General features: G+C 58.8%; 19 protein-coding genes and 1 riboswitch. Of the genes, 10 read left to right on the top strand and 9 right to left on the bottom strand.

Annotated elements, in window-relative coordinates; genetic code table 11:
• The coding region (locus tag KUL77_RS02125; protein WP_297142984.1) for a TonB-dependent receptor plug domain-containing protein at positions 1-2,815 on the top strand (2,815 nt) is incomplete at its 5' end.
• Between the two features lie 114 nt (positions 2,816-2,929).
• The gene (locus tag KUL77_RS02120) at positions 2,930-4,009 is read left to right on the top strand and encodes a tetratricopeptide repeat protein (protein ID WP_297142982.1); all 1,080 of its coding nucleotides are present in this window, start codon (positions 2,930-2,932) and stop codon (positions 4,007-4,009) included.
• Positions 4,010-4,040: 31 nt separating this feature from the next.
• Here the strand turns inward: KUL77_RS02120 and KUL77_RS02115 are convergent, their stop codons facing one another.
• Entirely contained in the window at positions 4,041-4,907 is an 867-nt protein-coding gene (locus tag KUL77_RS02115; protein WP_297142979.1) for a hypothetical protein, read from the bottom strand.
• A gap of 103 nt (positions 4,908-5,010) precedes the next feature.
• Complete coding sequence (locus KUL77_RS02110; protein WP_297142977.1) at positions 5,011-5,910, bottom strand: Hsp33 family molecular chaperone HslO; 900 nt, start codon at positions 5,908-5,910, stop codon at positions 5,011-5,013.
• Between the two features lie 110 nt (positions 5,911-6,020).
• Here KUL77_RS02110 and mtgA point away from each other — a divergent pair, with 110 nt between their 5' ends.
• Positions 6,021-6,782 (top strand): monofunctional biosynthetic peptidoglycan transglycosylase, encoded by a 762-nt coding sequence (mtgA, locus tag KUL77_RS02105; RefSeq protein WP_297142975.1) that lies wholly within the window; start codon positions 6,021-6,023, stop codon positions 6,780-6,782.
• Positions 6,783-6,823: 41 nt separating this feature from the next.
• Positions 6,824-7,252: a CBS domain-containing protein gene (locus KUL77_RS02100; protein WP_297142972.1), complete on the top strand. Its 429-nt coding sequence runs from the start codon at positions 6,824-6,826 to the stop codon at positions 7,250-7,252.
• 21 nt (positions 7,253-7,273) lie between these two features.
• On the opposite strand, the gene KUL77_RS02095 is transcribed toward KUL77_RS02100, so the two are convergent.
• A complete protein-coding gene (locus tag KUL77_RS02095) occupies positions 7,274-8,866 on the bottom strand; it encodes a peptide chain release factor 3 (protein WP_297142970.1) in 1,593 nt (530 codons plus the stop codon).
• 64 nt (positions 8,867-8,930) lie between these two features.
• Between KUL77_RS02095 and KUL77_RS02090 the strand changes: the two genes are divergently transcribed.
• Positions 8,931-10,028, top strand: coding sequence for an HDOD domain-containing protein (locus KUL77_RS02090; protein WP_297142968.1), 1,098 nt, complete (start codon positions 8,931-8,933; stop codon positions 10,026-10,028).
• Here KUL77_RS02090 and KUL77_RS02085 read toward each other — a convergent pair.
• The gene (locus KUL77_RS02085) at positions 10,025-10,786 is read right to left on the bottom strand and encodes a M23 family metallopeptidase (protein WP_297142967.1); all 762 of its coding nucleotides are present in this window, start codon (positions 10,784-10,786) and stop codon (positions 10,025-10,027) included. The two genes, KUL77_RS02090 and KUL77_RS02085, sit on opposite strands and share 4 nt — an antisense overlap.
• 108 nt (positions 10,787-10,894) lie before the next feature.
• A riboswitch (SAM riboswitch) is annotated at positions 10,895-11,016 on the top strand.
• Positions 11,017-11,110: 94 nt separating this feature from the next.
• On the opposite strand from KUL77_RS02085, the gene KUL77_RS02080 reads away from it, so the two are divergent.
• The 3 genes from KUL77_RS02080 to KUL77_RS02070 are packed head-to-tail and all read left to right on the top strand — an operon-like array spanning position 11,111 to position 14,457.
• On the top strand, positions 11,111-12,160 hold the full coding sequence (locus KUL77_RS02080) for a homoserine O-succinyltransferase (protein ID WP_297142965.1): 1,050 nt from the start codon (positions 11,111-11,113) through the stop codon (positions 12,158-12,160).
• A 21-nt stretch (positions 12,161-12,181) separates the two neighbouring features.
• Positions 12,182-13,390, top strand: a complete 1,209-nt coding sequence (locus KUL77_RS02075; protein ID WP_297142962.1) for an O-succinylhomoserine (thiol)-lyase — start codon at positions 12,182-12,184, stop codon at positions 13,388-13,390.
• Positions 13,372-14,457: a homoserine dehydrogenase gene (locus tag KUL77_RS02070; protein WP_297142958.1), complete on the top strand. Its 1,086-nt coding sequence runs from the start codon at positions 13,372-13,374 to the stop codon at positions 14,455-14,457. The genes KUL77_RS02075 and KUL77_RS02070 overlap by 19 nt, the downstream gene beginning before the upstream one ends.
• On the opposite strand, the gene KUL77_RS02065 is transcribed toward KUL77_RS02070, so the two are convergent.
• Both KUL77_RS02065 and KUL77_RS02060 read right to left on the bottom strand, forming a co-directional pair.
• Complete coding sequence (locus tag KUL77_RS02065) at positions 14,436-17,474, bottom strand: ligand-binding sensor domain-containing diguanylate cyclase (RefSeq protein ID WP_297142956.1); 3,039 nt, start codon at positions 17,472-17,474, stop codon at positions 14,436-14,438. The two genes, KUL77_RS02070 and KUL77_RS02065, sit on opposite strands and share 22 nt — an antisense overlap.
• Before the next feature lie 171 nt (positions 17,475-17,645).
• Positions 17,646-19,043, bottom strand: a complete 1,398-nt coding sequence (locus KUL77_RS02060; protein WP_297142953.1) for an L-serine ammonia-lyase — start codon at positions 19,041-19,043, stop codon at positions 17,646-17,648.
• Between the two features lie 66 nt (positions 19,044-19,109).
• Between KUL77_RS02060 and KUL77_RS02055 the strand changes: the two genes are divergently transcribed.
• Positions 19,110-19,337 carry a glutaredoxin family protein gene (locus KUL77_RS02055; RefSeq protein ID WP_297142950.1) on the top strand — a complete coding sequence of 76 codons (228 nt, stop codon included), beginning with the start codon at positions 19,110-19,112 and terminating at the stop codon, positions 19,335-19,337.
• Here KUL77_RS02055 and KUL77_RS02050 read toward each other — a convergent pair.
• Together KUL77_RS02050 and KUL77_RS02045 are read right to left on the bottom strand one after the other, a co-directional pair.
• Positions 19,332-19,880 (bottom strand): YceI family protein, encoded by a 549-nt coding sequence (locus KUL77_RS02050; protein ID WP_297142947.1) that lies wholly within the window; start codon positions 19,878-19,880, stop codon positions 19,332-19,334. The genes KUL77_RS02055 and KUL77_RS02050 overlap by 6 nt on opposite strands.
• Positions 19,877-20,452 (bottom strand): cytochrome b, encoded by a 576-nt coding sequence (locus KUL77_RS02045; RefSeq protein ID WP_297142944.1) that lies wholly within the window; start codon positions 20,450-20,452, stop codon positions 19,877-19,879. Before KUL77_RS02045 ends, KUL77_RS02050 begins: the two co-directional genes overlap by 4 nt.
• A gap of 113 nt (positions 20,453-20,565) precedes the next feature.
• Between KUL77_RS02045 and KUL77_RS02040 the strand changes: the two genes are divergently transcribed.
• Positions 20,566-24,084: a hybrid sensor histidine kinase/response regulator gene (locus KUL77_RS02040; RefSeq protein ID WP_297142941.1), complete on the top strand. Its 3,519-nt coding sequence runs from the start codon at positions 20,566-20,568 to the stop codon at positions 24,082-24,084.
• Here the strand turns inward: KUL77_RS02040 and hemE are convergent.
• The gene (gene hemE, locus KUL77_RS02035; RefSeq protein ID WP_297142938.1) at positions 24,081-25,139 is read right to left on the bottom strand and encodes a uroporphyrinogen decarboxylase; all 1,059 of its coding nucleotides are present in this window, start codon (positions 25,137-25,139) and stop codon (positions 24,081-24,083) included. The genes KUL77_RS02040 and hemE overlap by 4 nt on opposite strands.

Here is a 25,139-nt window from a genome sequence, read left to right as displayed (position 1 = left end):
CACGCTGGATGCAGTGGTTGTGCAGGGTGGTAACTTCATTCAGAGCATCGACGTTTCGCAAACCGATACCCGCACGGTCTTTACTGCGGAACAGCTGAAAGAATTGGCACTTCCGCGCGATATCAACGCTGTTGCGCTGATGGCGCCAGGCGTCATCAACTCCACCGCATACAATAGTTCGTCCTCCAATGTGGGTAGCTTCGGTGGCTCAGCGGCTTCTGAAAACGCGTACTACATCAACGGCTATCCGGTCACCAATCCGCTGACCAGCATTGGTTCAACCACGCTGGGCTTCGACTCCATTGACCAGCAGCAGGTGCTGTTGGGTGGTTACGGTGCTGAGTTCGGTCGCTCCACCGGTGGTGTGGTGAGCTTGATCACCAAGCGCGGCACCAACGAATGGAAGGGCGGCGTGTATGCAATCTATACGCCTGAGTCCATGCGTAGCGACTATAAGGATATCTACTATCCGGATACCGGCCACTGGAGCTCGGGCAATCACTACAACACCGCATCGGGTAACAACCCGGCGAACTGGACCGACGGTAAGCTTTTTGACTTGAACCGCTTGAACCGCTCGGAAACGCAGGTGTATGGGTTCTACTTGGGCGGCCCGCTGATCAAGAACCGCTTGTTCATGTATATCAATGCAGAACAGACCAAGACCGACAGGGAGTCGTCTCGCGTTCGTGGCAACTTGAACGGGACGACCGCTTCGGGTGGGTCGCCGATTAGTGCAGCGAACCGTGCTCAGGCTTGGGGTGTTTATAACGACACCTATCCGCGCTGGACGGCGAAGGTGGATTGGAATATCACCGACAACCATATCCTCGAGTTCACCGGGGTGCAGGATAATTCCAAGACTGAAGCTGCCTACTACGGCTTTGATTACACCACGAACAAGCGCGATAACGTGCTCTACAGCACCAGCACCACAGAGTCGAAGTCACGCCTCTATATCGCCAAGTACACCGGTTATCTGACCGACAACCTGAGTGTTTCGGCGATGGTGGGTCAGCAGAAGATCGAAAATTTTGCGAACCCAATGGAAGGGTATGACCCGACCAAGATCTATACCGATCTTTCACCTAGCTCGGTACCTTCGGCTTACGCGGGTATTACCAACCAACAAAAGTACGGCCCGACGTATGACTTCGATGGCGTAGATAAGACGAAGGCCCGCCGCTTCGATATCACCTACACCTTAGGCAATCACGATCTGCGCGCCGGCTACGACTACTTCGAAGCGGTTTCGTACTTGGGTGATGGCGTTGTTGGGCCAACCGGTTATTACTGGTCTTATGGTCTAGCAAGTAATCCTACGGCAGCGTTGGATGCCAGCCACTATGTAGGCTCGCCCGCGTCTGGTGGCCAGTTGGGTACGCAGGGCTATTACGTTTCCAAGAATTTCTACGCACACGGCGGTGCCACCACCGTGAAGCAGAAGGCGATGTATGTTGAAGACCGTTGGCAAATAACTGACAACCTGTTGCTAAGCCTTGGTCTGCGCAATGATGGCTTTACCAATTACAACGGCAAGGGGCTTGCCTACGTTGAGCAGAAGAATAACTGGGCGCCGCGCCTTGGCTTTAGCTGGGACGTAAACGGTGATTCCACATTCAAGGTCTTCGGTAATATTGGCCGCTATCATTTGGCCCTGCCGAACAACGTTTCGGTGCGTGGTTCAAACCCGTCGCTGAGCACCGCGCAGTACTTCACCTATACCGGTATCAATGCTGACGGTACGCCGATCAACCCGGTTGCAATTCCGTACACGAGTGCCACCAGTCCCTACACCTGCGCTAACGGTGGTTTCTCCTCCAACGTGGAGTGCGGTTATGACAAGGACCCGCGTACGATCGCTCAGGTTGATTTGAAGCCGCACTACCAGGATGAATTTATTCTGGGTATGGAGCGGAATGAGAGCGAGTCGTTCTCGTGGGGTGCTAAGGCCACCTTCCGTGACCTGAAGAATGCCATTGATGATATCTGCCCCACAGAATGCTTTATCTTCAATGCGGGCAGCAATAAGGCGACCTTCTGGGAAGATGATGGCACGGGCAACCTTGTCAAGGTGGAGCACGACTTCGCCGTTGACTTCGGCACCGCATTCCCGAAACTGAAGCGCAAGTACGCAGCGTTGGATTTGTACGCGCAGTATACCGAGGGCGGTTTCTTCGGCCGAATCGACTACACCCTGTCGCATAACTGGGGTAATGCCGAAGGCCAGCTGAACTCATCTGTTGATACAGGCAATGGCGGTCAGTCAGACGTTTCCGTAACGCAAGACTGGGATTTGCCGGAGCTGATGTACGGCGTGAGCGGCAGCCTGCCGAATAACCGTACCCACCAGATCAAGGGTTACGGCACGTACAAGTTCAACGATCAGTGGCGTGTGGGTGGTTCCGCCATTGTGCAGAGCGGGCGTCCGCGTAGCTGCTACAGCTATTGGCCTTATGCGAAGCCGGGTATCTATAACGGCGCGTACTACTCCTATTGCGGCGTACCGGGTGCACAGACGGCAGTCAATAATCCGAATGTGACCCCGAATGCGGATTACACGTTCTCCCCGCGCGGTAGCGCAGGCAGCACGCCGTGGACGGCAACGTTCAACCTCAACGTGACCTATAACCCGAGCTGGGCGAAGGGCTTCACCTTGGCGATGGACGTGCTGAACGTATTCGACACGCAAACCGCAACCGGCTACTACGAGCGTTCGGCGAGCAGCCGTACCACGGTAAATCCGCGCTATGGCCAAGTGTTGTACTACTCCAGCCCGCGTTCTTTCCGCTTCACTGCGCGTTACGACTTTTAATTGACGCGTACAACAAGTGTGACAACCGGCCTCCGCAAGGAGGCCGGTTTTTTTTACCCCTTTATCTTGGAAGAGCGTATAAGCGCTATTGAGTGGGCATGCGAGGTGATCGGTATGCTAGGCGTGGTTTTGGCAGGTGTTTTGGCTCTGCAATCACCAGTAGGGCGGTTGCATGCGCAAGAAGAAGGCGTGGCTCCGCCACCAGCCGAGCAGGTGCTAGCGATCCCCGATGCGCTGCGCGATGAGTTTAAAGAAAAAGTGATGGGTATCCGTTCGCCCGAGCAGCGGATGTACAAGTTGGCTGATTTCATGCTCAAGCCAAGTGGGCTGGGGCTGACGTATGAGGCCTATGCCACGCGGACAGTGAGTGAGAGTTATCAGACGCGCAAGGTTAACTGTATGGCGTTCACGCTCATGGCTGTGGCGTTAGCGCGTGAGGCTGGCTTGACGGCCTATGCGCAACAAATTGACCGGGTGATGGCTTGGGATGTGACCGGTGATGTGGTGGCGCAAAATCTGCACGCGAATGTAGTGGTTGTGATTGGTGAGCGCAAATTTATGCTGGACATTGCGGCGGATCGTTTGGCGGCCCCCGTGGTGGACTATCAGATCGATGATGCGCATTTGTTGGCGTTGTTCTACGGCAACCGCGCAATGGAGTTGCTGATCGATGGGAAGTTGGCGCAGGCTCAAGTGTGGCAGTCGCAGGCGCTGCGCTATGCGCCTGAGGATGCGACATTATGGAGCAACGCGGGCATATTGCTGCAGCAGCAAGGTGATCTTACTGGGGCCGAACAAATGTTCTTGACGGCTGTGGAGAAGAACCCGCGGCTATCCAGCGCATATTCGAATATCGTTGCGCTTTATCAGGCGGAAGGTAAGTTGGTTGCTGCCGAACGCTGGCAAAAACGGGCCAAGCGCATGTTAAGCAGAGACCCTTACTATCAGTTTGGGCAAGGGCGGAGGCTGGAGCAGGCGGGGGATCTGCAGGCCGCCATTGCATATTATCGGCGCGCAGTTGCTTTGCATCGGCAGGAGCACCTATTTCATTTCTTTTTGGCACGGGCCTACTATCAAACAGGACAGTTGCAGCAAGCGAGTGTTGAGTTAGATGCCGCCAAACGATTGAGTAAAGGGGGCGATCAGCTACGCTATCAGTCGAAGATCGACGCGTTGCAGCGGCTTCGCCACTAGAAAGTAGCGACGGCTGCGCTGCTGGATTTTCTCAAAGATCCTGCTGATACCGCACGTAAGGCACGGTGCCTTCGTCGCTGTCGAGGCCTTTGGTGGTAAACGGGTTTTTGCCGCGGGTGATGACGTTGTCGGCGCCTACGCTAAGCTGACCATTCCACGGGGTGCGCCAGGTCAGGCCAAGGCCGAGGCCTTCCCAGACTTTGCTTTCACCCGGAACATTGATCACGCGGCCAACGATGTTGGCGCCAAACGCGCCGTAGCCACCGCCGATGCTGAGGCTGCGGGTGTTCCATTGGTCTGCAAACCGAGGCACATCAGAAACAGGGAGCAGACGGGCGCGGGCAACGGTGCCGCCGACGCTGACAAAGCCGTCGCGGCCGATGGGTTTCTCAGCCAGAAGTGAGAAATCATTCTGCTTGTACTGCGCACCACCCAGTTGGCCGGGAATCAGCCATGCAGGTAGGGTGTCGTGGCCGTTACCAATGCTCAGCCCCACTTTGCTGCCACCGCGGCCCAGCGATACACCAGCGCTGGTGCGGCGGCTGACGTTACCGGGCTTGTCGTCCAGTGAGGCAAGGACACAGTTACTAGCAAGCTGGCCGATGGCAGGGGCTGGGCCGTTTTTACGGTCGCAGAGCAATGCAAGTGAATCGCCGGCTTGTAGGCCAAAAGTGGTTTCTAGTGTGGTTTTACCAAACTGCCAGCGCGGCCCCGTGCCATTGACACTGGCGGTGGGCTCTAGCAAGAGCACGGCCTCAAGCTTGCCGCTCTTTTTGTTCAGTACAGGCACCATTTTGGCGTCACCTGCCTTGGCTTTCTTTGTTTGCGCGTGCACGTTGCTGCTGGCGAAGGCCAGAGCAAAGACAGCGGCAGCAAGTGGAAGCAGGCGGAGTGACATGGTTAACCCAAAAGACAGTGAGACGAAGGAGGAAGTTCCCCGAACACTTATTGTGCAATGTATGTCATTTATGAATCTTTAACAAGCAGAGGATGGGGTGAAATTAATGCGTGCTCGTGGCGGGCGGGTGCGTGGGGTCGGGGGTGGAAAAAAGCTGATCAACGGCGCTGGCATCGAAGTGGTAGCCCTGCCCGCAGAACTCGCAGGTGATCGATGCCGTGCCTTCTCCTGCTATAACGGCGGCATCGGTCTCATTCCGGCCAAGTGAACGCAACATGCCTTCCACGCGTTCGCGTGAGCAAGAGCAGGCAAATCGCAGAGGCTTGCTGGCCACAAGTTCGGGGGATTCCTCGTGAAAGAGGCGGTGGATGATGTCGGCGCTGGGCAGTGCGAGCAGTTCTTCGCTGCCAAGGGTGTCAAACAGGGCGCTGGCGCGTACAAAACCGTCGTTATCGCCTTCTTCACCCGGAAGTTTTTGCAGCATCAAGCCCACGGCACGGGTGGCGTTACAGGCCAACAAGATGCGGGTGGGGAGCTGTTCGGACTGGTGGAAGTAGTCTTCAAATGCCGCATCAAGGCGTGATGCTTGAAGCGAGACCAAGCCTTGGTAACGCATGGGTTCACCATGACCAAGGGCTGGGTTTTCAATGGTGATGGCAAGTAAGGCGTCGCTGCCTAGTTGCTGTAGGTTGCCGGTAAACGGCGCGCTGGCTTCGCTAAGGTGCGCGATGCCGCGCAGGCCGCCGTGAGCGGTGCATTCGGCAAATAGGGTGCGCACCGGGCCGGTGCCGCGTAGTTGAATGGACAACCGCCCCTCCACCTTGGTGTGGCCAGTAAACAGAGCAGCGGCGGCGCTGGCTTCACCAAGAAGCTCGGAAACAGCAGCAGGATAGTGGGCGCGACTAGCGATGGCCTGCCAAGTGGCGTCAAGGCTAACGGCGACCCCGCGCACGCCAGCGGCGGGCAGCAGGAAGCGGAGCAGGGTGTCGTGGGATTGCGTCATATAGGTACCGTGAAACGAGGAGGGCGCAGATAATGGGTAAAAATGCGCAGGAAATGAGGGTGTGATGAACAAGATGGGGCGCGTAGGCGGCAAGTGCAAGGTGGGGCAAAATGGCAAGCGCTAAGCGTTCAGGTCGTAGCCGTGTGCGCGGCTGGTGGTGGAAGCTGCCATTGCTGTTTGTCGTGGTGAGCGTGGGGCAGGTGGTGGCGTTGCGGTTTATTGATCCGCCGGTCTCTACATTTATGGTGGCACGTTGGTTGGATGCAGCCGTGGCGGGGAACTTCGGGTTTCGTCTGCACTACGACTTCCGCAGTCTGCGTGCGGTTTCGCCGCAGCTGCCGTTAGCAGTAATTGCCTCGGAAGATCAAAACTTCATCCGCCATCATGGGTTTGATTTTGCCGCCATCGAAAAAGCGCAGAAGCACAACGAAAAGATGGTGGCGCGCGCAGAAAAACGTGGCACGCCGGTGCGGCGTCTGCGCGGGGCCAGCACGATTAGCCAGCAAACCGCGAAGAATCTATTTCTTTGGCAAGGGTTTGGGTCGACGCGTTGGCTGCGTAAGGGCTTGGAGGTTTGGTACACCGGGTTGATCGAGGTGCTCTGGCCAAAGCGGCGCATTCTTGAGATGTATGTCAATGTGGCTGAATTTGGCGATGGCGTGTACGGCGCGCAGGCGGCGGCAAGGCGCTATTTCGGCAAAGACGCGGCGCGCTTGAATGCATCCGAGGCAGCGCGGCTGGCAGCGGTACTGCCCAGCCCGAAACGCTATAACGCAGCGAAGCCGGGGCCGTATGTGCAAAAGCGTGCGCGCGTCATCCAGCGGCAAATGGGCAAGATGGGTGGGGCAGGGTATTTGCAGGCGTTGAACTGAAGTATGCTTGGCAAAGCGTCCCAAACAACACGAGGGTGGCCATGCAAACAGTACGGCAGTTGTTGGAAGCAAAGCCTGCGGGAGTGGCGTCGATTGGCCCCGATGCGCAGGTGATCGAGGCCATTCGGTTGATGGCCGAACGCCGCATCGGCGCGCTGCTGGTGATGGAGGGCGCGCGCCTTGCGGGGATTTTGTCCGAACGTGATTACGCGCGCAAAGTGGTGCTGCAGGGGCGTTCGTCCAAAGATACGCCAGTGCGCGACATCATGACCGCCGATGTCATTACCGTTGCACCCGGCGACAGCGTGGCGCATTGCATGGAGATTGTGACCAATAGCCGCATTCGCCATTTGCCGGTGGTGGAGGCCGGGCAGGTGGTGGGCGTGCTGTCCATTGGCGACCTAGTGAAAGCTGTTATTGAAGCGCAGCAGCAGGATATTGACCAACTGCAGCGCTATATCGCTTCTTAGATCAAAGACTGTCGCATGCGCTTAGGCGTGCGACAGTTCGCGCGTGGCGAGGAACTCCACAGCGGGTGAGCGCTCCTGTGCCAGCTGTAGGTTGACCCGTGTGGGCGCCAGATACACCAGCTCGCCCGAGGCATCGATGGCGAGGTTCATAGCGTTCTTTTCGCGGAACTCTTCCAACTTTTTCTCGTCGTTGCAGCGTACCCAGCGTGCGGTGCTGACCTGCACTTGTTCGAAAATGGCTTCTACGCCGTACTCGTCTTTCAAACGATAGGCGGCCACGTCGAACTGCAACACGCCCACTGCGCCGAGGATCAGGTCGTTGCTCATCAGTGGCTTGAAGAACTGGGTGGCCCCTTCTTCACTCAACTGTTCCAAGCCTTTTTGTAGCTGTTTGAGCTTGAGTGGATCACGCAGACGTGCGCGGCGGAACAGTTCGGGGGCAAACGATGGAATGCCGGTAAAGCTGAGTTTTTCGCCTTCGCTGAAGGTGTCGCCAATAGCAATGGTGCCGTGGTTGTGGATGCCGATCACGTCACCAGAAAAGGCGGACTCTGCAATTTCACGATCCGAGGCCATGAAGGTGAGTGCGTTGGCGAGCTTCACCTCCTTGCCGCTGCGCACATGGAAGGCTTTCATGCCTGCGCTGAATTTCCCCGAGCAGATGCGCATGAAGGCCACGCGATCGCGGTGCATCGGGTCCATATTGGCCTGAATTTTGAAGACGAAGCCGGAGAGCTTTTCTTCGTTGGCGGCTACGTCACGCGTGGTGGTGGGGCGCGCACGCGGTGCTGGGGCATGTTCAACGAAGAAGTCGAGCAGTGGTTGCACGCCGAAGTTATTCACACCAGAGCCGAAAAATACTGGCGACTGCTGGCCAGCGAGATAGGCGTCTTGATCGAACGGCGCAGAAGCGCCTTGCACCAGTTCCAATTGCTCGCGTACTTCATTGAGCAAGGCTGCGCCAATGGCCGCTTCAACACCCGGTGCGTCAAGCGAGGGGAAGATGGTGGAATCTTGGCGGGTGAAGTTGCGGCCTTGTTCGTATAGATGCACTTCACCACTAATGAGGTGCACCACGCCCTTCAGGCGCTTACCCATACCAATGGGCCAAGTGACCGGCGCGCATTGGATACCCAGCACCGATTCAATTTCATCCAGTAGCTCGATGGGGTCTTTGCCCTCGCGGTCGAGTTTGTTGACGAAGGTCATGATGGGGGTGTCGCGCAGGCGGCACACCTCCATCAGCTTGATGGTGCGCTCTTCCACACCCTTGGCGACGTCGATCACCATCAGCGCACTGTCCACCGCGGTGAGCACGCGGTAGGTGTCCTCGCCGAAGTCGGCGTGGCCGGGGGTGTCGAGCAGGTTGACGATACGTCCCTCGTAAGGGAACTGCATCACCGAGCTGGTAACGGAGATGCCGCGCTCTTTTTCCAGTGCCATCCAGTCGGAGGTGGCGTGGCGGGCGGCTTTGCGGCCTTTCACGCTGCCGGCCATCTGAATGGCCCCCCCGAACAGCAATAGCTTTTCGGTCAACGTGGTTTTACCCGCGTCTGGGTGGGAAATAATAGCGAAGGTGCGACGGCGTGCCGCTTCTTGGGCAATTTGGGACATTGCTAAATTATACCGGGCGCGGCAGCATGGGGGGATGGATTTCGTGAGAGGGCAGGGGTTCGCCATGCACATTGTTGTTGTCGGGGAAGACCTCGATCGGGCAGACGAGTTCAAAACGCTATTAGCGGATTTTGGGCTGGATTGGACGATCGACTGGCTGGCCGAGGCGCCGTCACTGGATGCCGACGCGGCAACGTTTGACGTGTTTGTCTGTGGCTTACGCCCAGGCTCTGCAAGTGGCCCAGAGTTATTGGCGCGTGTTGCGGCCAAGCGCCCGCAGGCGGTGCGCATTTTGCTGCTGGACGAATCGCCGGATGAAGCGGGCATCGATATTGCGCAAGGTGTGGATGGCGCGCATCGCGTGTTAGGGCGGCCTTTAGACCCCGATGAGCTGGTGGCGGCTGTGGAAAGCGTGGTGGATCTACGCGAGCTGCTGGATAGCGAAGAACTCAAGCGCACGCTGGGGCGGATCAATACCCTGCCGCCTCCTCCCAAGCTCTACCTGCAGTTGACCCGCCTGCTGCGCGATGAGGGCGCCAGCAATACGATGATCGCCAGTGCGCTGTCGCAGGACCCAGCGATTGCTGCCAAGGTGCTGCGGCTGTGCAATTCGGCGTATTTTTCGGGCGGGCGTGAAATCAGCGATATGCGCTCGGCGGTGAACCGGCTGGGGCATCAGGCGCTGTTGCGCTTGGTGCTCACCATCGAAGCCTTCGGCGGACCGGGCCTCGGCAACAGCCGTGAGCGCGAAGCGATGCAAGACCGCGCGCTGCGTGCATCCAACCTTGCGCGGCGCCTGCTGCCGGGGCCAAGCGCCGAACTTGCCGCAACTGCGAGTTTGTTGGCGGAAATTGGCCGCTTGCTGCCGGGAGTATCGGCTGGGAGTGAGGGGGAAGAAGGCCCGCACTATGCCGAAGCCGGGGCTTACTTACTGGGGTTGTGGGGGTTGCCAATGCCGATTGTGGAGGCGGTGGCCTATCAGAAAACCCCCGGCAAAATGCGCACCGGCGGTTTCTGGGTGACCGGTGCGGTGCATGTGGCGACCGCGCTGGTGGCGGAAGAAGAACCCGACGACGAGTATTTGCGCGCCGTCGGGATGGCCGATCGTTTGCCGCAGTGGCGTGAAATGCTTGAGCCTGCGGAACAGCCGTCGGGCGATTAAAGCCCCTGCATTCGGAACGGAATCGATTCCAGCTGCATCTCGCGATTCACCTGCACCGCAAAGTGCAGGTGCGGGCCGGTGCTGAAGCCGGTATTGCCGGAGCGCGCGATGCGCTGGCCCGCACGTACTCGGTCGCCAACTTGCACCAATGCGCTGCGTTCGGCGAGATGCGCGTAGAGCCCCATGCTGCCGTCGTCGTGCAGGATGCGGATGTAATTGCTTTTCGATGCGTCTTTGGCATAGTCCAGCCCGTTTTGGCTGAAGCTCGTTTGCACCTGCATCACCACGCCTTCGCGTGCGGCCAGTATGGGCGTGCCTTCCGGTATGGCGAAGTCGAGCGCGTAGCGGTTTTCGCTATCTTCGTGGCTAAATTGGCCTTTAAACCCTTGGTCGATCTGCGGCGTGGCGCTGGCGATCGGAGACAGGTATTCCACATCTTGTGGCTGCGCGTTGGAGCTGCCCTGTACCGCCTGTAGCTGCAACTGGGTCAGCCCGCTAACACCGCGCGTGGGCTGCATGATCGCAACCAGCGTGCTGCCCGAAGCCGGGACGCTGGCGCGTGCGGGTAACTCTGGCTGGCTGTTGAGTGCTTTGGCTTGGCGCGCGGTTAGGCGCACTTCAATGGGGGCCGGAAGAGTGTTGTCGGCATAAACGCGATAGCCGTCGCTGCTGGCTTCTACCCGCAACTTGGCGATGGTTGTTTGTGCAGAGACATGAACGCTAAAAAGTAGGGCGAAAAAAAGAATGAACTTTTGCATGCGCGCATTATGGCAGTGGAGGGGGTCTGTTTTATATCAATTTGTTATACGAATCGCTATATCTGGATGAAGCGATTGACATGGGCTTCACAGAACGGCAGACTGGCCAGACCATCGAGACCGGCGGAGGGACAGGCCCTTGGATGCCGGGGCAACCTGACAACAGCATTCGCGCCGTTGCCGAGGTGCCAAATCCTGCGGGGACCTGCGCGTCTGCCGGAAGATGGTTGCGAAGCCGCAACTGTGGCTTCGTGACGCCGATTCATTCGGTCTTCCCGGTTTCCCTGCATCACTCCGATGGCCCCTGTATGCCGGAGTCCTGCAATGCCCCATGTTCAACCCCTTGCTCCTTGTAGCTTTGTAGCGGCACAGCCCGTTGCGACAACGGGCTGTGTGCGCGTGACCCAAGCGGGTGCGCAGTGCGGTAGTGTGGACGCGGTACTGGCCACGCGCTATGCGGGTGTGCGCAAATTGCGGCTGAATTACGAGCTGTTGGGGCCGTCCGACGCGCCGGTTGTGCTGGTGGCGGGGGGGATTTCCGCGCATCGCCATGTTACCGCTACGGAGGCGGATCCCACGGCGGGCTGGGCGCAGGGGCTGCTGGATGCGGGACGAGCACTAGACCCGACACAGGTGCGTGTGCTTGCGTTTGACTATATCGGGGCCGATGGCAGCATCGATGCGCCGATCGACACCGCCGACCAAGCCGATGCTGTGGCGTTGCTGCTGGACGCGCTGGGCATCGGCACACTCGCGGCGTATGTGGGGTATTCCTATGGCGCGCTGGTGGGTTTGCAGCTGGCCGTGCGTCACCCGCAACGGTTGCGCAAGCTGGTGGCTGTGAGCGGCGTGCACCAGCCGCACCCTTATGCTGCCGCGTGGCGCGCGTTGCAACGTAAGGCCGTTGCGCTGGGGCGGCTGCAGTGCGCCGACGAGCAGGGGCTGTCGTTGGCGAGGCAGTTTGCGATGCTGAGCTACCGCACGCAGGAAGAGTTTGGCGAGCGTTTCAATGCGCCGCCGGAAATTCATAACGGCCAAGTGCGGGTGGCCGCAGAAGATTATTTGGAAGCGGCTGGCGCTAAATTTGTGGCGCGAGTGAGCCCCACGGCGTGGCTGCGCCTGTCGGAATCGATTGATCTGCATCGCGTGGACCCTGCGCAGGTGGGGGTGCCGGTGTCGGTGATCGCAGTGGAGGGCGATCGCCTTGTACCTATGTCTGATGCTGTAGCGCTAATCGAGGGTCTTGGCGGACGCGGGCGTTTGCGCGTGCTGCGCTCGCCCTATGGCCACGATGCCTTCTTGAAAGAAACCGACCGTATTGACGCTCTACTTGCCAGTGAATTGTTTGGCAGTCAGCGCCCTTCGCGCACCTAATTTTGTTTTGGAGATCGTTCAATGACGACAGACAGCCGTGCTGCCGCCCCTTATCGTGCCACCAGCGCCGTGCGCGCAGGGATCGACCGTGACACCGCGTTTGGCGCGGTGACGCCGCCGGTGGTGTTGTCGTCCACCTTTAGCTTTGCTGGCTTCAACGAAAAGCGCAGCTACGACTACACCCGCAGCGGCAACCCGACCCGCAATTTGCTGGCGGAAGCGCTGGCCGAATTAGAAGGCGGTGCAGGCGGCGTGGTGACCGCTACCGGGATGGGCGCGATCACCCTACTGCTGCATGCGCTGCTGGTGCCGGGCGATGTGCTGGTGGTGCCGCACGATTGCTACGGCGGCAGCTGGCGCTTGTTTAACGCGCTGGCAAAGAAAGGGGCGTTTGAGCTGGTGACGTGTAACCTGACCAATGCGCAGGAGTTAGCCCAAGCACTGGCGCGCAAGCCTAAGCTAGTGTGGATTGAAACCCCGTCGAACCCGTTGCTGCGGATCACCGACCTGCGCGCCGTGATCGACGCCGCGCACGCCGTGGGCGCGCTTACCGTGGCCGACAATACCTTTCTGTCGCCTGCACTGCAGCGCCCGATTGCCGACTTCGGTGCGGACGCGGTGGTGCATTCCACCACCAAATATATCAACGGCCATAGCGATGTGGTGGGTGGTGCGGTGGTGGCCAAAGACGCAGGTCTGCATGAGCAACTTGCGTGGTGGGCCAACTGCCTTGGGCTGACCGGTTCGCCGTTTGATAGCTTTCTCACCCTACGTGGCCTACGCACGCTGGATGCGCGCCTGCGCGTGCATCAAGAGAATGCGCAAGCCATCGCAACGCTGCTGGAAACGCATCCTGCGGTACGTGCGGTGCATTATCCCGGCCTTGCCTCGCATCCGGGGCATGCGCTGGCAGCGCAGCAGCAATATGGTTTTGGTGCGATGCTGAGCGCAGAGCTGGAAGGTGGTGATGCCTCGGTACGTGCGTTCTTGGATGGGCTGAAATACTTCACGCTTGCCGAATCACTCGGGGGTGTTGAGAGCCTCGTGGCACACCCGGCCACGATGACCCACGCGGCGATGACGCCTGAAGCGCGTGCGGCGGCGGGGATTACCGACGGGATGCTGCGCTTCTCGGTGGGGATCGAATACGGCGAAGATTTATTGGCAGACTTGAGCGCGGCGTTAGAGCGTGCGCAAGCGGCGCGCCGAACATGTCAGGATTCGAAATGACCGGGCGTTTGCTTCAGCCAGCGCGGATCGCGCTATTAGGAACAGGCACCGTAGGCAGTGCCGTATTGGCGCGCCTGCAGCGCTGGCAGGATGGGCCGCTGGCCGCACACCTAAGCTTGGTGCATGTGGCGAATACGCGGCATGCGTTGAGCACGCCGAACGGCGCGGTGGGCGACGTGTTGGTACAGTTGCAAACGGCTTCGTATGCGGGGGCTCTACACGATGTAGAGCGCGCGCTGACAGGGCCTGGAATGCGGATCGTGGTGGATGCTACGGCGTCTTCGCAGGTGACAGATATGCACCCGCATTGGCTGGCGCAGGGTATTCACGTGGTAACGGCCTGCAAACTTGGGCAAGGCACGTCGCTGGCGCGTTGGCAGGCAATTCAACAGGGGTGTTTGGCCGGTAGTACGCATTATGGCGATAGCGCCACGGTGGGGGCTGGGTTGCCGCTGTTGCGCTCGATACGCGCGCTGCAGGCAGGTGGTGATCGTATCCACGCGATTGAAGGCGTGCTGTCGGGCTCGCTGGCGTGGCTGTTCAATCACTATGACGGCCTGCGCCCGTTTTCCGGGTTTGTACGTGAAGCGCGCGATGTCGGCTATACCGAGCCGGACCCGCGCGAAGATTTATCGGGCGAAGACGTGCGACGCAAGCTGTTGATCTTGGCAAGGGCATCTGGGGTTGCGCTGGAAAGTGAAACGGTACACGTACAGTCGCTCGTGCCGGAGACACTTGCCAAACTGCCGCGCGAAGCATTGGATGCAGCGCTGCCAGAACTCGATCAGCTGCTGCGCGAGCGCTATGCCGAGGCGTGGAAGCGCGGTGAGAAGCTGCGCTTTATCGCGCGCCTACAAGCGGGTCATCAGGCCAGTGTTGGGCTTGCCGCGTTGCCAAGTGAGCACGCATTGGTAGGCGGAGGCGGAACCGATAACCGTGTGGCCATTTGGTCCGACCGTTACCCCAATCAGCCTCTGGTGATTCAAGGGCCGGGAGCAGGTGCGGAAGTGACGGCGGCGGCATTATTAGACGACGTACTAAAGATTCAGTCGGGCGCCTGCGGCTGAGGGGAAGGCCGCCCTTGACGCGCGCTGGGGGTAATTCGCCCTTCGCGGCCATAGAGTTCAAGAATGCCACGGTCGAGTAGGGCGTCTGGGTTGCCGTTGAATATGCGGTCCCCTTCGGGGAAGTGAGCGCCGGGTACTGGCCTGCAAGCGAGCCAACCGTTGCGCCCGGAAATTTTGACCTGATACATCGCATGGTCGGCCAAGGTCACCAGTTGTTCCCAGCTGAGCAGTTGGTGGTGGCGATCGGGGAAAAGGGGCGATTCCACAAGCCCTGCAGAGATAGTGATGTGGCGGCGCACGCCGTTGCCTAGGTCAAATTCTTTCTCGCCCACCTTATCGCATAGACGCTGCCCGATTTGCGCAAGGCTTCCGCGAGGCAGTGGCCGTAATACAAGCAAGAATTCTTCGCCGCCCCAGCGCGCCACATAATCGCCGCTACGTTTGATGGATTCGAGAAGTTCAGCAAATTGCTGCAGCACTAAATCGCCTGCAGCATGCCCCCATGTATCGTTGATCGCTTTGAAGTGATCGATGTCGAGCAGAATAAAAACAGCTGCATCGTTGCCATTACGGTAGTTGGCATCACGTTCGTAGAACGAACTGTCCACGGGGATTTGCTGGGCAAGATAGCGCCGGTTATGCAGGCCGGTGAGATGGTCTGTAAAGCTGATTTCCTGCAATTTGCGGTTGGCGATCTGCAGTTCTTGCGTGCGCTCACGTACAAGTTGTTCCAATAGCTCGCGCTGGCGCGTATAGCGAAACCGCAGGCCAAGGTAGGCCAGCCAGATCAGTGCGGTAATAATGAGCCCAACAAGAATACGAAACGCCAAGGTTTCATACACATGCGCGGGGACTTCGATATCGATGTGTGCTTCGCTTAGCAGTGGGTTATCGGTATTAAAGTCGGCCACTTTGAATACATAGTCACCAGGAGGCAGGTTGCTATAGCTCGCACTACGTTGGCTAGGGGTTTCCAGCGAACGCCACTCGTTGTCATAGCCTTCTAGCTTGTAACGTAATAGCGGCACTTGCGCTGGCTGAAATGCAGGTGCTGCGAAATTGAATTTTGGGCTGCGTGCGTCAATTGGAAAATGAATGACGGCATGTGTTGCGAGAAGCGTGCGGTTATCGATGTCAATGGATTCAATTTGAACAGGGTGGGTTGCCTTAGGCTGCGCCGCATTCAAATTGACAAGTAGGGCGCCGTCGCGTGTAGGCAGCCAGAGTTGACCGTCTTGAATAAGGCCGCGCCCGCCACCGGAGCCGTTGCAGCACTTGTCTGTCTGCCCGCCAGGACGCTCAAAACCAGAGTTGATGATGATCTGCGCACGCAGTTGGGCACGCGGGTTGGCTTGGGCTTTATTGAGCTCGGTCATCGCAAGCCGATAGACCCCCTGCATGCCTGCAACCCAGAGATCATCCCCCGATTCCCCTACATAGAACGGGATGATAACGGGGAGGTTGTTATCAGAGCCAAGGGCTGTCCAGCGCTTGCCGTCAAACAGATGCAAGCCGTCCCCGGTACTGCTGCCAATCAGCCAGCGCCCGTCGGAAAGTTCAAGAATCGAGGTGACCGCGATGTCTTCTTCTAATCCGGTATTGCGGCCAAGTGGAATAATCTGGCCGTCGCGCCATTCGAACAATCCGCGGGTGGCGCCGACCAAGATCCGCCCATCTCTCGTTTCATAAACAACCCGAATACGGGTATCGGTAAAGCCGCTGCGTTCTCCGTAGAGTGTCAGCTTGTTGCTGGGGTTCAGTAAAAAGAGCCCCTTGGTTGTGGCAAACCATAAGCGCTGTTGTTGGTCGCGCACAATGTCGTTGATTTGCGTGTTGCGCATTGGTGCAAGCGGCGCAGGTGTTTCAACATGTCCATCACGAAATAGCGCAACTCCGGCGCGCGTACCGATCCATAGTTGATTGGCTTCGGCAAAGAGGCTGTAGGCTTCTGTGTGCGGAAGTTGCGTGCCTTGAATCACTTGGGTGAAGCGGCCATTACGCCACTGCGCAACGCCGTCGCCGGTGGCAAACCAAGTGCCGCCATTCGGCGCTTTTGCCAGCGACCAAGTGAGTGGGTTTGCAAGGCCGTATGCCGTGTCTAGTCGGCGCGTATAGCCATTCCAAAAGCGCGCGACACCTTCGGTCTGGCTGCCCATCCAAAGATTGCCGTCGCTATCTTCAAATAAAGTGCGCAGGCTGATGGTGCCGGGGGCATTGCGGATATGCTCGGTGGGTTGGCCCTGTCGCAGCCGTTCCAGTGCCTGTGTGGTGGCCACCCAAAGGGTGCCGTTGTGGTCACTGAGCATGGCTTCGACGGTTGGCGTCGTTTGGTTGATGCGCGTGCTTGCGGGAAGCCATTTACCTTGATGCAGGCGAAACAGGCCGCGGCTGGAGCCAGCCCAAAGCTCGCCCTCAAACCACGCTAGGGATGTGATGGGGATGCCGCTTGCACTTTCCGGGAGCGGGAACGCACGCAAGGTGTTATTACGTAGCAAAAATACCTGCCCGGCACTGCCAATCCACAGGTCGTCCCCGTGATTGAGCAGGCTGAGCGCGCCGCTGGGGATGGCATATTGGCGGCGCAGTTGGTCGCCTTGCGCGCTATAGAGGCCGTCTGGCCCTGCAATGTAAACGGCATCGGCAGTTGCGGCGATGGCACGAATGGAAAAGTCGAGGCCATCTTTGGGGTGTGAAATTTTTTTGAACTGCCCTTGTTCAAAGCGAATGAGGCCGCGCGCTGTCCCAATCCAGAGCCGCCCTTGGCGATCTGCGTGGAGCGCTTGGATATTGGCATTTAAGTTAGGGGCGTTTTCTGCGGTATAGCGATGAAAATGCACGCCATCAAATCGCGCTAATCCGGCTTGTGTGCCAAACCAAAGATAGCCATTGGTGTCTTGGGTGATGGCTAAAACTGTAATCTGCGGAAGGCCTTCTTTGACATCCCACTGATCTACTACAAAATCGCGAAACGGCTTATCAGTTTCTAAAGCATGAGTTTCTAAGCTAATAAGGCCCAAAAAAAGCAATAAAAAAGCGCATGCGGCCCAAAATGGCGCCGAATTTCGTGCTGGCTCATGACGAATGGCAAATTGACCGTGAATCGAGTTTTCCCCTTACCCCGACAGCTCAAGCTTACCGCGAAACCGGTAGCGACTGCCTAGGGGAAAACTTGAGCTATTTTCTGTATTTCAGCACTCGATCACATTTACGGCGAGGCCGCCGCGGCTGGTTTCTTTGTATTTGTCTTGCATGTCGCGGCCGGTGTCGCGCATGGTTTTGATGACTTTATCCAGCGAGACCTTGTGCTGGCCATCGCCGCGCAGGGCCATGCGGCTGGCGTTGATCGCCTTGACCGAGCCCATCGCGTTGCGCTCGATACAGGGGATTTGCACCAGCCCACCGATGGGGTCGCAGGTCAGGCCTAGGTTATGTTCCATGCCAATTTCAGCGGCGTTTTCAATTTGCCCGGGGCTTCCACCAAGCGCAGCGGTAAGGCCTGCAGCGGCCATCGAGCAGGCCACACCCACTTCGCCTTGGCAGCCTACTTCGGCGCCGGAAATCGAGGCGTTTTCTTTATACAAAATGCCGATGGCGGCGGCGGTCAGTAGATAGGTGAAAATCCCTTGCTCACGGGCGGCGGGGTCTTTTTCGCTGGCGCAGAAACGCTCGTAATAATGCGCTACCGCAGGAATAATGCCGGCCGCGCCATTGGTGGGGGCGGTGACCACGCGGCCGCCTGCGGCGTTTTCTTCGTTGACGGCGAGTGCGTAAAGGTTGACCCAGTCAAGAACGGTGAGCGGGTCGCGCATGGCGGCTTCGGGGCGCGTCGATAGTTCATTGTGTAGCGCAGGTGCGCGGCGGACAACGTGCAGCCCTCCGGGTAGCGTGCCATTAGCGCGAATGCCGCGCGCCACACCCGACTGCATGGCTTGCCAGATTGCGCGCAGCCCGCTGCGAATCTCGTCTTCGCTGCGCCAGACTTTTTCATTTTCAAACATCAGCTCGGCAATACTCAGCCCACTGCGGGCGCATTCGGCAAGCAGCTCGTCGCCGTTATTGAACGGATGCGGCAGCGGTGTGGTATCAGCAACGATCCGGTCTTCTGCCGCTTCATCGGCATTGACCACGAAGCCGCCGCCCACCGAATAGTAATCGCGCGTGGCCAGCTCGTTGCCGTCGGCGTCATATGCAATAAAGCGCATGCCGTTGGTGTGGAACGGCAGCTTCTGGCGCTTATTCATAATGAGATCGCGCTTTTCATCAAATGCGATTTCACGCCCGCCACCAAGTTGAATTTTCTTTCCGCTGCGGATGCGTTCTAGCGCAGGCGGGATAATGTCGGGGTCAATCTCGTTCGGCCAGTGGCCTTCCAGCCCCATCAGTACCGCTTTATCGGTGCCGTGGCCGCGCCCGGTGAGGGCGAGTGAACCAAAAACTTCGGCACGAATGCGCGTGGTGCGTTCCAGTACGCCGTTTTCTACCAGCCAGTGGCTTACAAACCGCGCGGCGGCGCGCATTGGGCCCACCGTATGCGAGGAGCTAGGGCCGATACCGATTTTATAGAGGTCAAACGTGGAGACGGACATAGCGATGGCTGTGACGTGGGAACACGTATTCTATGTCCAGTGGACAAAATAAAGGAACGCACGCGTATGGGATTGATTCTTTATCAGCGCGATAACTGCCATCTATGTGATCTTGCGTTGGATGTGTTGGCGCAGGCGCAGTTACCAGAATTCGACACGGTGTTTATCGATGACGATGATGTGTTGGAGGCAAGCTATGGCGTGCGTGTGCCGGTATTGCGCGATACGCAGCACGCCGCTGAGCTGGATTGGCCATTCGATGCGCAGGCGGTGCGCCAGTTCTTAGGTCTATAGCGGGCGCAAAACCACGCGTGTGGAAATGGTGATGGTGTCGGGCAGTAGCTTGGTGTCGGCCCATTGCCCGCCGCCGACGTTGAAGGCGAGGCGGCTGACGCTTGCGCGTCCCGCCAAGACCGGCTGCGCGCCGGGTGTCCAGGTGAAGGTCAGTGTGACGGGCTTACTGACGCCGCGCAGGCTTAACGTGCCGTCGGCCGCGTAGCGGTCGCCGCCGAGTGCGCGAAATTTGGTGGCCACATAGCGCGCCTGCGGAAACTTGCCGACGTTAAAGAATGCGCTGCCACGTAGCTCGCCGTCATAGCTGGCGTTGCCGGTGCTTGCGCTGGCCAGTGGGATGCTCACATCGAGCTTGGCCGTTTGCAGCTTGGCTGGGTCAAAACTGAGCTTAGTGGCAAATTTTGGGAAACGGCCGTTAAACGCGGCGCCTTGGTATTTGCCTGCAAAGTTCAGTGAAGAGCCCTGCGCCTGCACGTAATCGGCGGCGAAACTGGGCGTACTAAGCAGCAGGGCAATGGCGACCATGGCGAGGCGCGGCATCATGCGTCTTCTCCATTGGGATGGCGCAGCCAGCCGCGTGGAAGCATGCGTACCAGTGTGGCATCACGTAGAAAAAGATGGTGGTGGATCGCCGCTGCTGCATGTAACAAAACTAAGCCAGCCAGGGCTAGGAACATAAGCTGATGCGCGCGTGTAGCGAGTTCTTTCAGCGCATCGCTTGGTTCGCTGATTGCAGGAAGATTGACAAGCTCAAACCATTGCAGCGGGAAACCGGCCGCCGAGTTGAGTAGCCACCCGCTGATCGGCATGGCCAGCAGCAGAACATAGAGGGCGACGTGCATGGCCCCTGCAATGCGCTGCTGAAGCTTCGGCGTATTCGCTAATGGAGCCGGGGCGCCACTGTATAAGCGCCAGCCTAAACGAAGTGCGACTAAGGCCAAAATACTGATGCCAATGGATTTATGGATGGCAAAAATAGCAATTTTGCTGGGGGTGTTGGGCAAGTCCACCATGATGAGACCGATGGCCGCCATGGCCAGAATGAGTAGCGCGATCAACCAATGCAGCATTTGGCTTAGGCGGTTCCAGCGTTGAGGGGGCGATGTTGAGGCCATGGGGCTCTAGGGTAAAAAAGTGAATACGTGGATTGTAAGCAGGCAAAATGGCGTTAGGAGACTTGCATCTGCAACGCAGCGTTGCCAGCATTTACCCTTCAGAGGGGGATCCCATGCTGCACCGATTCTGGCTTTGCCTACTGTGGTTTGTTTGCGCCTGTGCTTTGGCCAATGTGCCAGAAAAGCCACGGTTTCGCGTGCTTGGCCCCGCGCAGGGCTTGCCCTCGACGGAAGTCAAAGCACTGGTGCGCGATCAAGATGGCTATCTCTGGATTGGCACGGCCGACGGTTTGGCGCGCTATGACGGTGTGGACGTGCGGGTATGGCGGCACGATCCGCAGCAGCCGCAGGGGCTGCCGGGGAACAATGTGCAGGCGCTGCTGGTGGATGCGGATAACCGGCTGTGGGTGGCGGTAGAGGGGCAGGGCATCAGTATTCTTGATGCAACGCGCCATCACTTCACCCAGATTCGGATGCGCAATCAAACATTATTGGGGAGCGATGATATTTGGTCGTTTGCCAAGCAAGGGGAGACTGTTTGGTTTGGCACCTACGATGGCGGTCTCTACAAGATGGGGCGCGATCACAAGCTCCAGCGCTTCACGGCGGAACATGACGGGCTACCTTCGAACACAGTGCTCGCGCTTGCGGTGGATGCGGCAGGAGCGCTTTGGGTAGGAACCGATGCGGGACTGGCGCGTCAGCAAGGGGGCGCGTTTACGCCCGTGAATCTGCCGGAATTAGACGAGCAGCCGCTGATTTATTCACTCAGCATGCAGCGCGATGGGCTGTGGGCCGGAACGGCCGCAGGTGTATGGAATTGGGCGCAAGACCAATGGCGGCAACCCGCGTGGGCCCCGATGTTCCAGCGGCCTAACGCCATGATGGCGATTGCCAGCGACCGCGATGGCGGTCATTGGATCGCCAGTCAGCGCGGGCTGTGGTTGCAGCATGGGGCGGCGCCTCCGGTGCCAGTGAAGGCCAGCACAGGCACGGATATTCCGCGCGCATTGTTGACGCTCTTGCTGCAGGCCGATGGAGCACTTTGGGCGCCAATTGCCGGTGCAGGCTTGGGTTATCTGCATTCCGATTGGCACCAGATGGCGCGTTTCAAAAATGAGCAAGACGGCCTGCAGGGCACGTTGTATCGAGCGATTGCGCCTGCACGTAACGGTGGCTTTTGGTTGGGTGGTTTCAACGGGATGGTGGAGCATCTGCGCCCAGATGGTGAAATTCAAACACTGGCAGATGATGATCTAGCTCAGCTGCGCGGCACGAAACTATTTGCTATCGCCGAGGATGCGCTGGGCAATCTTTGGTTCGGCCATCGGCTTGGGCTGATCCAGCTAAGCGCCAGCGGCGAGCTGAAACAGTGGAAAAAATCGGACGCTGAAAACCCAGCGCCAGCAGGGCAGGTGGATCATGTGCAAGTGGCCGACGATGGCACGCTTTGGCTGTCGGCCCCTGGTGGCGGCGTGCAACAGCGCGACCAGCATAGTGGAGCGGTACTACGTAATTTTCCTGCAGGTGAAGGAAGTGGTTTGGACGCGGCCGACATTGAAGCGCTGGTGCTTTCGCCAAAGGGGGAAGTATTCCTTGCGACAGACACCGGCGTGCTGACGCTAAGCCCAGATGGTAAGCGCTTTCAACAGTTACCAACCCTACCAAAGGAACGTGTATTTGCCCTTGCGTTTGACGGGCCAAACCTACTTTGGCTGCAAAGTCAGGCGGGGCTGTTTGCATTCAAACGCCAAGGCGAACATTGGCAGCAAACGGCGCAGATTGGCAGTAGCCAAGGTGTTCCGGCATTAGGGGCCGCGGGGCTGGATGTAGATAGCAAACATCGTGTGTGGATGAGCACCACGCGAGGCTTGTTCCGCTGGGATCCTGCGCGTCGTATGTTTCGCCGCCACGGCATGCAAGACGGTGATGCGAGTGAGGAATATCAAGACCGCGCGCTGGCGATGAGCAAGCAAGGGGTGCTTGCATTGGCTGCAGCAGACGGCAGCTTGTTGTTGGTGGATACCTCCGCGCAAGATCCAAAGCCTGCGCGCCCGGTGCTGCGCCTAGATCGCGTGTCTGTACGCCGCGATGGGCGTTGGCAAGAGCAGGCGTTGGTCAAGCGGCTTGAGTTTGCCTATCAAGACCGCGAGTTTCGGTTTGGTGCGCGCCTGCTGGCTTTTGATGACCCCGCGTTGAATCGGTATTGGGCCAAGCTCGACGGTTTTGATCGCGGCTGGGTGGCGCTTGGCGCGGAAGGTGATCGTGTGCTGACGGGGCTTTCGCCGGGGCATTATGTGCTGCGCTTCCGTGCGCGCGATGGCGCGGGCAATGTGGCGCAAGAGCAAGCGCTGGCGTTTACCGTGCTATCGCCATGGTGGTGGAGCGGTTGGGCGAAGGCGGCCTATACACTCGCGCTGCTGCTCACATTGGTGGCAGTGGCATGGTTGTACCGGCTGCGTTTGCGCAGGAGACACGCGTGGCAACTGGCCGAGCATAAGCGCGAACTGGCCGAACAGGCGTCTGAAGCGAAATCGCGTTTTCTTGCCACACTGGGGCATGAGGTGCGCACGCCGATGACGGGCGTGTTGGGCATGGCCGAGCTGCTACAAACAACACCGTTGGATGAGCGGCAGCGCGGGCATGTGGAAGCCATTCGGCGCGCGGGCCAACACTTATTGCGTCTGGTCAATGATGCGCTGGATTTGGCGCGCATCGAAGCAGGCAAACTTGAATTGACGAATGCGCGTTTTTCCGTGCGCGGGCTGTTAGATGATGTGGCTGGGCTTATGGCGCCGGTGGCCGAACGCAAAGGCTTGGCCTTCGTTGAGCATGTCGATGATGCCCTCCCGGCCGCACTGCTGGGTGATCGCACGCGAGTGCAGCAGATTCTGCTGAACTTGATCGGCAATGCAGTTAAGTTCACCGACCACGGCCACGTGGCACTGGAGTCTTATGCGCTGCAACCGCAGGGTGTGCAGTTTGTCGTGGCCGATACCGGGCCGGGGTTGAGCGCGGAACAACAGGAGCGCTTATTCCGCCGCTTCGAACAGGCGGAAGGGGCGCGTACCGCTGCGCGTTATGGCGGAAGCGGGCTGGGTCTCGCCATTTCGCAGGAGCTAGCCGCTGCGATGGGCGGGCGAATTCGTGTAGAGAGCGAATTAGGAAAAGGCACACGGTTTGTTGTTGAGCTTCCGCTGGCGGTGTCGGCGCTGCCTGCCGCAGCAGAGCGCAAAATAGTTGAAGAACAACATCCCAATCATCAGCATCGCACTCTTGCGCTGCTTTTGGTCGAAGACGATCCCATCGTGGCGCAGGCGATTTCTGGGCTCTTACAGGGGCAGGGGCATCGTGTGGTTCACGTTGGGCATGCGATGGGGGCTTTTACGGAAGTGACCGTACAGCGCTTTGATGCTGCGCTGCTCGATCTCGATCTTCCGGGGATGGATGGCCTCACGCTGGCGCACGCGCTGCGTCAGCAAGGGGTCGAAATGCCCTTGCTGGCAGTCACCGCGCGCTCGGATGCACAAGCCGAGCAGCAGGCAAGTGCCGCTGGGTTTAGCGGCTTCTTGCGTAAACCTGTCACCGGCGCATTGCTGGCGCAGGCGCTGGAGGCGTTGATGCGCGCTTAACGCGCGCTGTAGCGGTGCACTTCGTCCACCAACGCGGCGACGTGGTCCGGGTTCATATCCGGCGACATGCCGTGCCCAAGGTTAAAGACGTGTCCTTCGCGTGAGCCGCCGTTGCCGTCGCGGTAGCTATCGAGCACGGCACGCACCTGCGCACGAATAGCCTCTGGGCTACCGTAGAGCATGGCTGGGTCGAGGTTACCCTGCAGCGCCACTTGGCCGCCCGTGCGGCGTGCCGCATCTTCCAGCGTCACCGTCCAATCGACCCCAAGCCCTTCTGTGCCGCTGGCAGCAAGTGCTTCAAGATGCGGCGCGTTGCCTTTGCCAAACAGAATGAGCGGTGCATCGTCGCGCTTCAGTTCGCGCGCGATGCGGGTAAGGTAGGGCAGAGAAAATTCGCGATACATTGCCGGGGAGAGCGTGCCGCCCCATGTATCAAACACCTGTAGTGCCTGCGCGCCCGCGGCGTGCTGTGCGGAAAGGTAGGCGATTACGGCATCAGTGACAACGCTCAGCAGTTGGTGCATCGCCGCTGGTTCGTTGAGGGCAAGCGCCTTGACCTTGCCGAAGTTATCGCTGCCGCCGCCTTCCACCATATAGCAGGCCAGCGTCCACGGGCTGCCGGAGAAGCCAATCAGTGGCACGCTGTTATCCAGCTCGCGGCGAATCAAGCGCACGGCGTCCATTACGTAGCGCAGGCTGGTTTCCATGTCGGGTACGGCAAGCTGCTGGATATCAGCAACGCTGCGCACCGGGCGTTCAAATTTCGGGCCTTCGCCTTCCACAAAATACAGACCAAGCCCCATCGCATCGGGGACGGTGAGGATGTCGGAAAACAAAATCGCCGCGTCCAAAGGAAACCGGCGCAGCGGCTGCAGGGTGACTTCGCAGGCCAGCTCAGGCGTCTTGGCCATGGCAAGAAAGCTGCCGGCCGCTTGGCGCGTGGCGCGGTATTCCGGTAAATAACGCCCAGCTTGGCGCATCAGCCACACCGGCGTTGCATCTACAGGTTCACGGCGCAGTGCGCGCAAAAAACGGTCGTTCTTGAGTGGGTTCAT

Origin of the sequence: Thermomonas sp., from assembly GCF_019104945.1 — a bacterium.
Classification (GTDB): Bacteria; Pseudomonadota; Gammaproteobacteria; order Xanthomonadales; family Xanthomonadaceae; genus Thermomonas.
The sequence above is the reverse complement of the archived record's forward strand: the minus strand, read 5'-3'. Positions and strand labels throughout refer to the sequence as shown.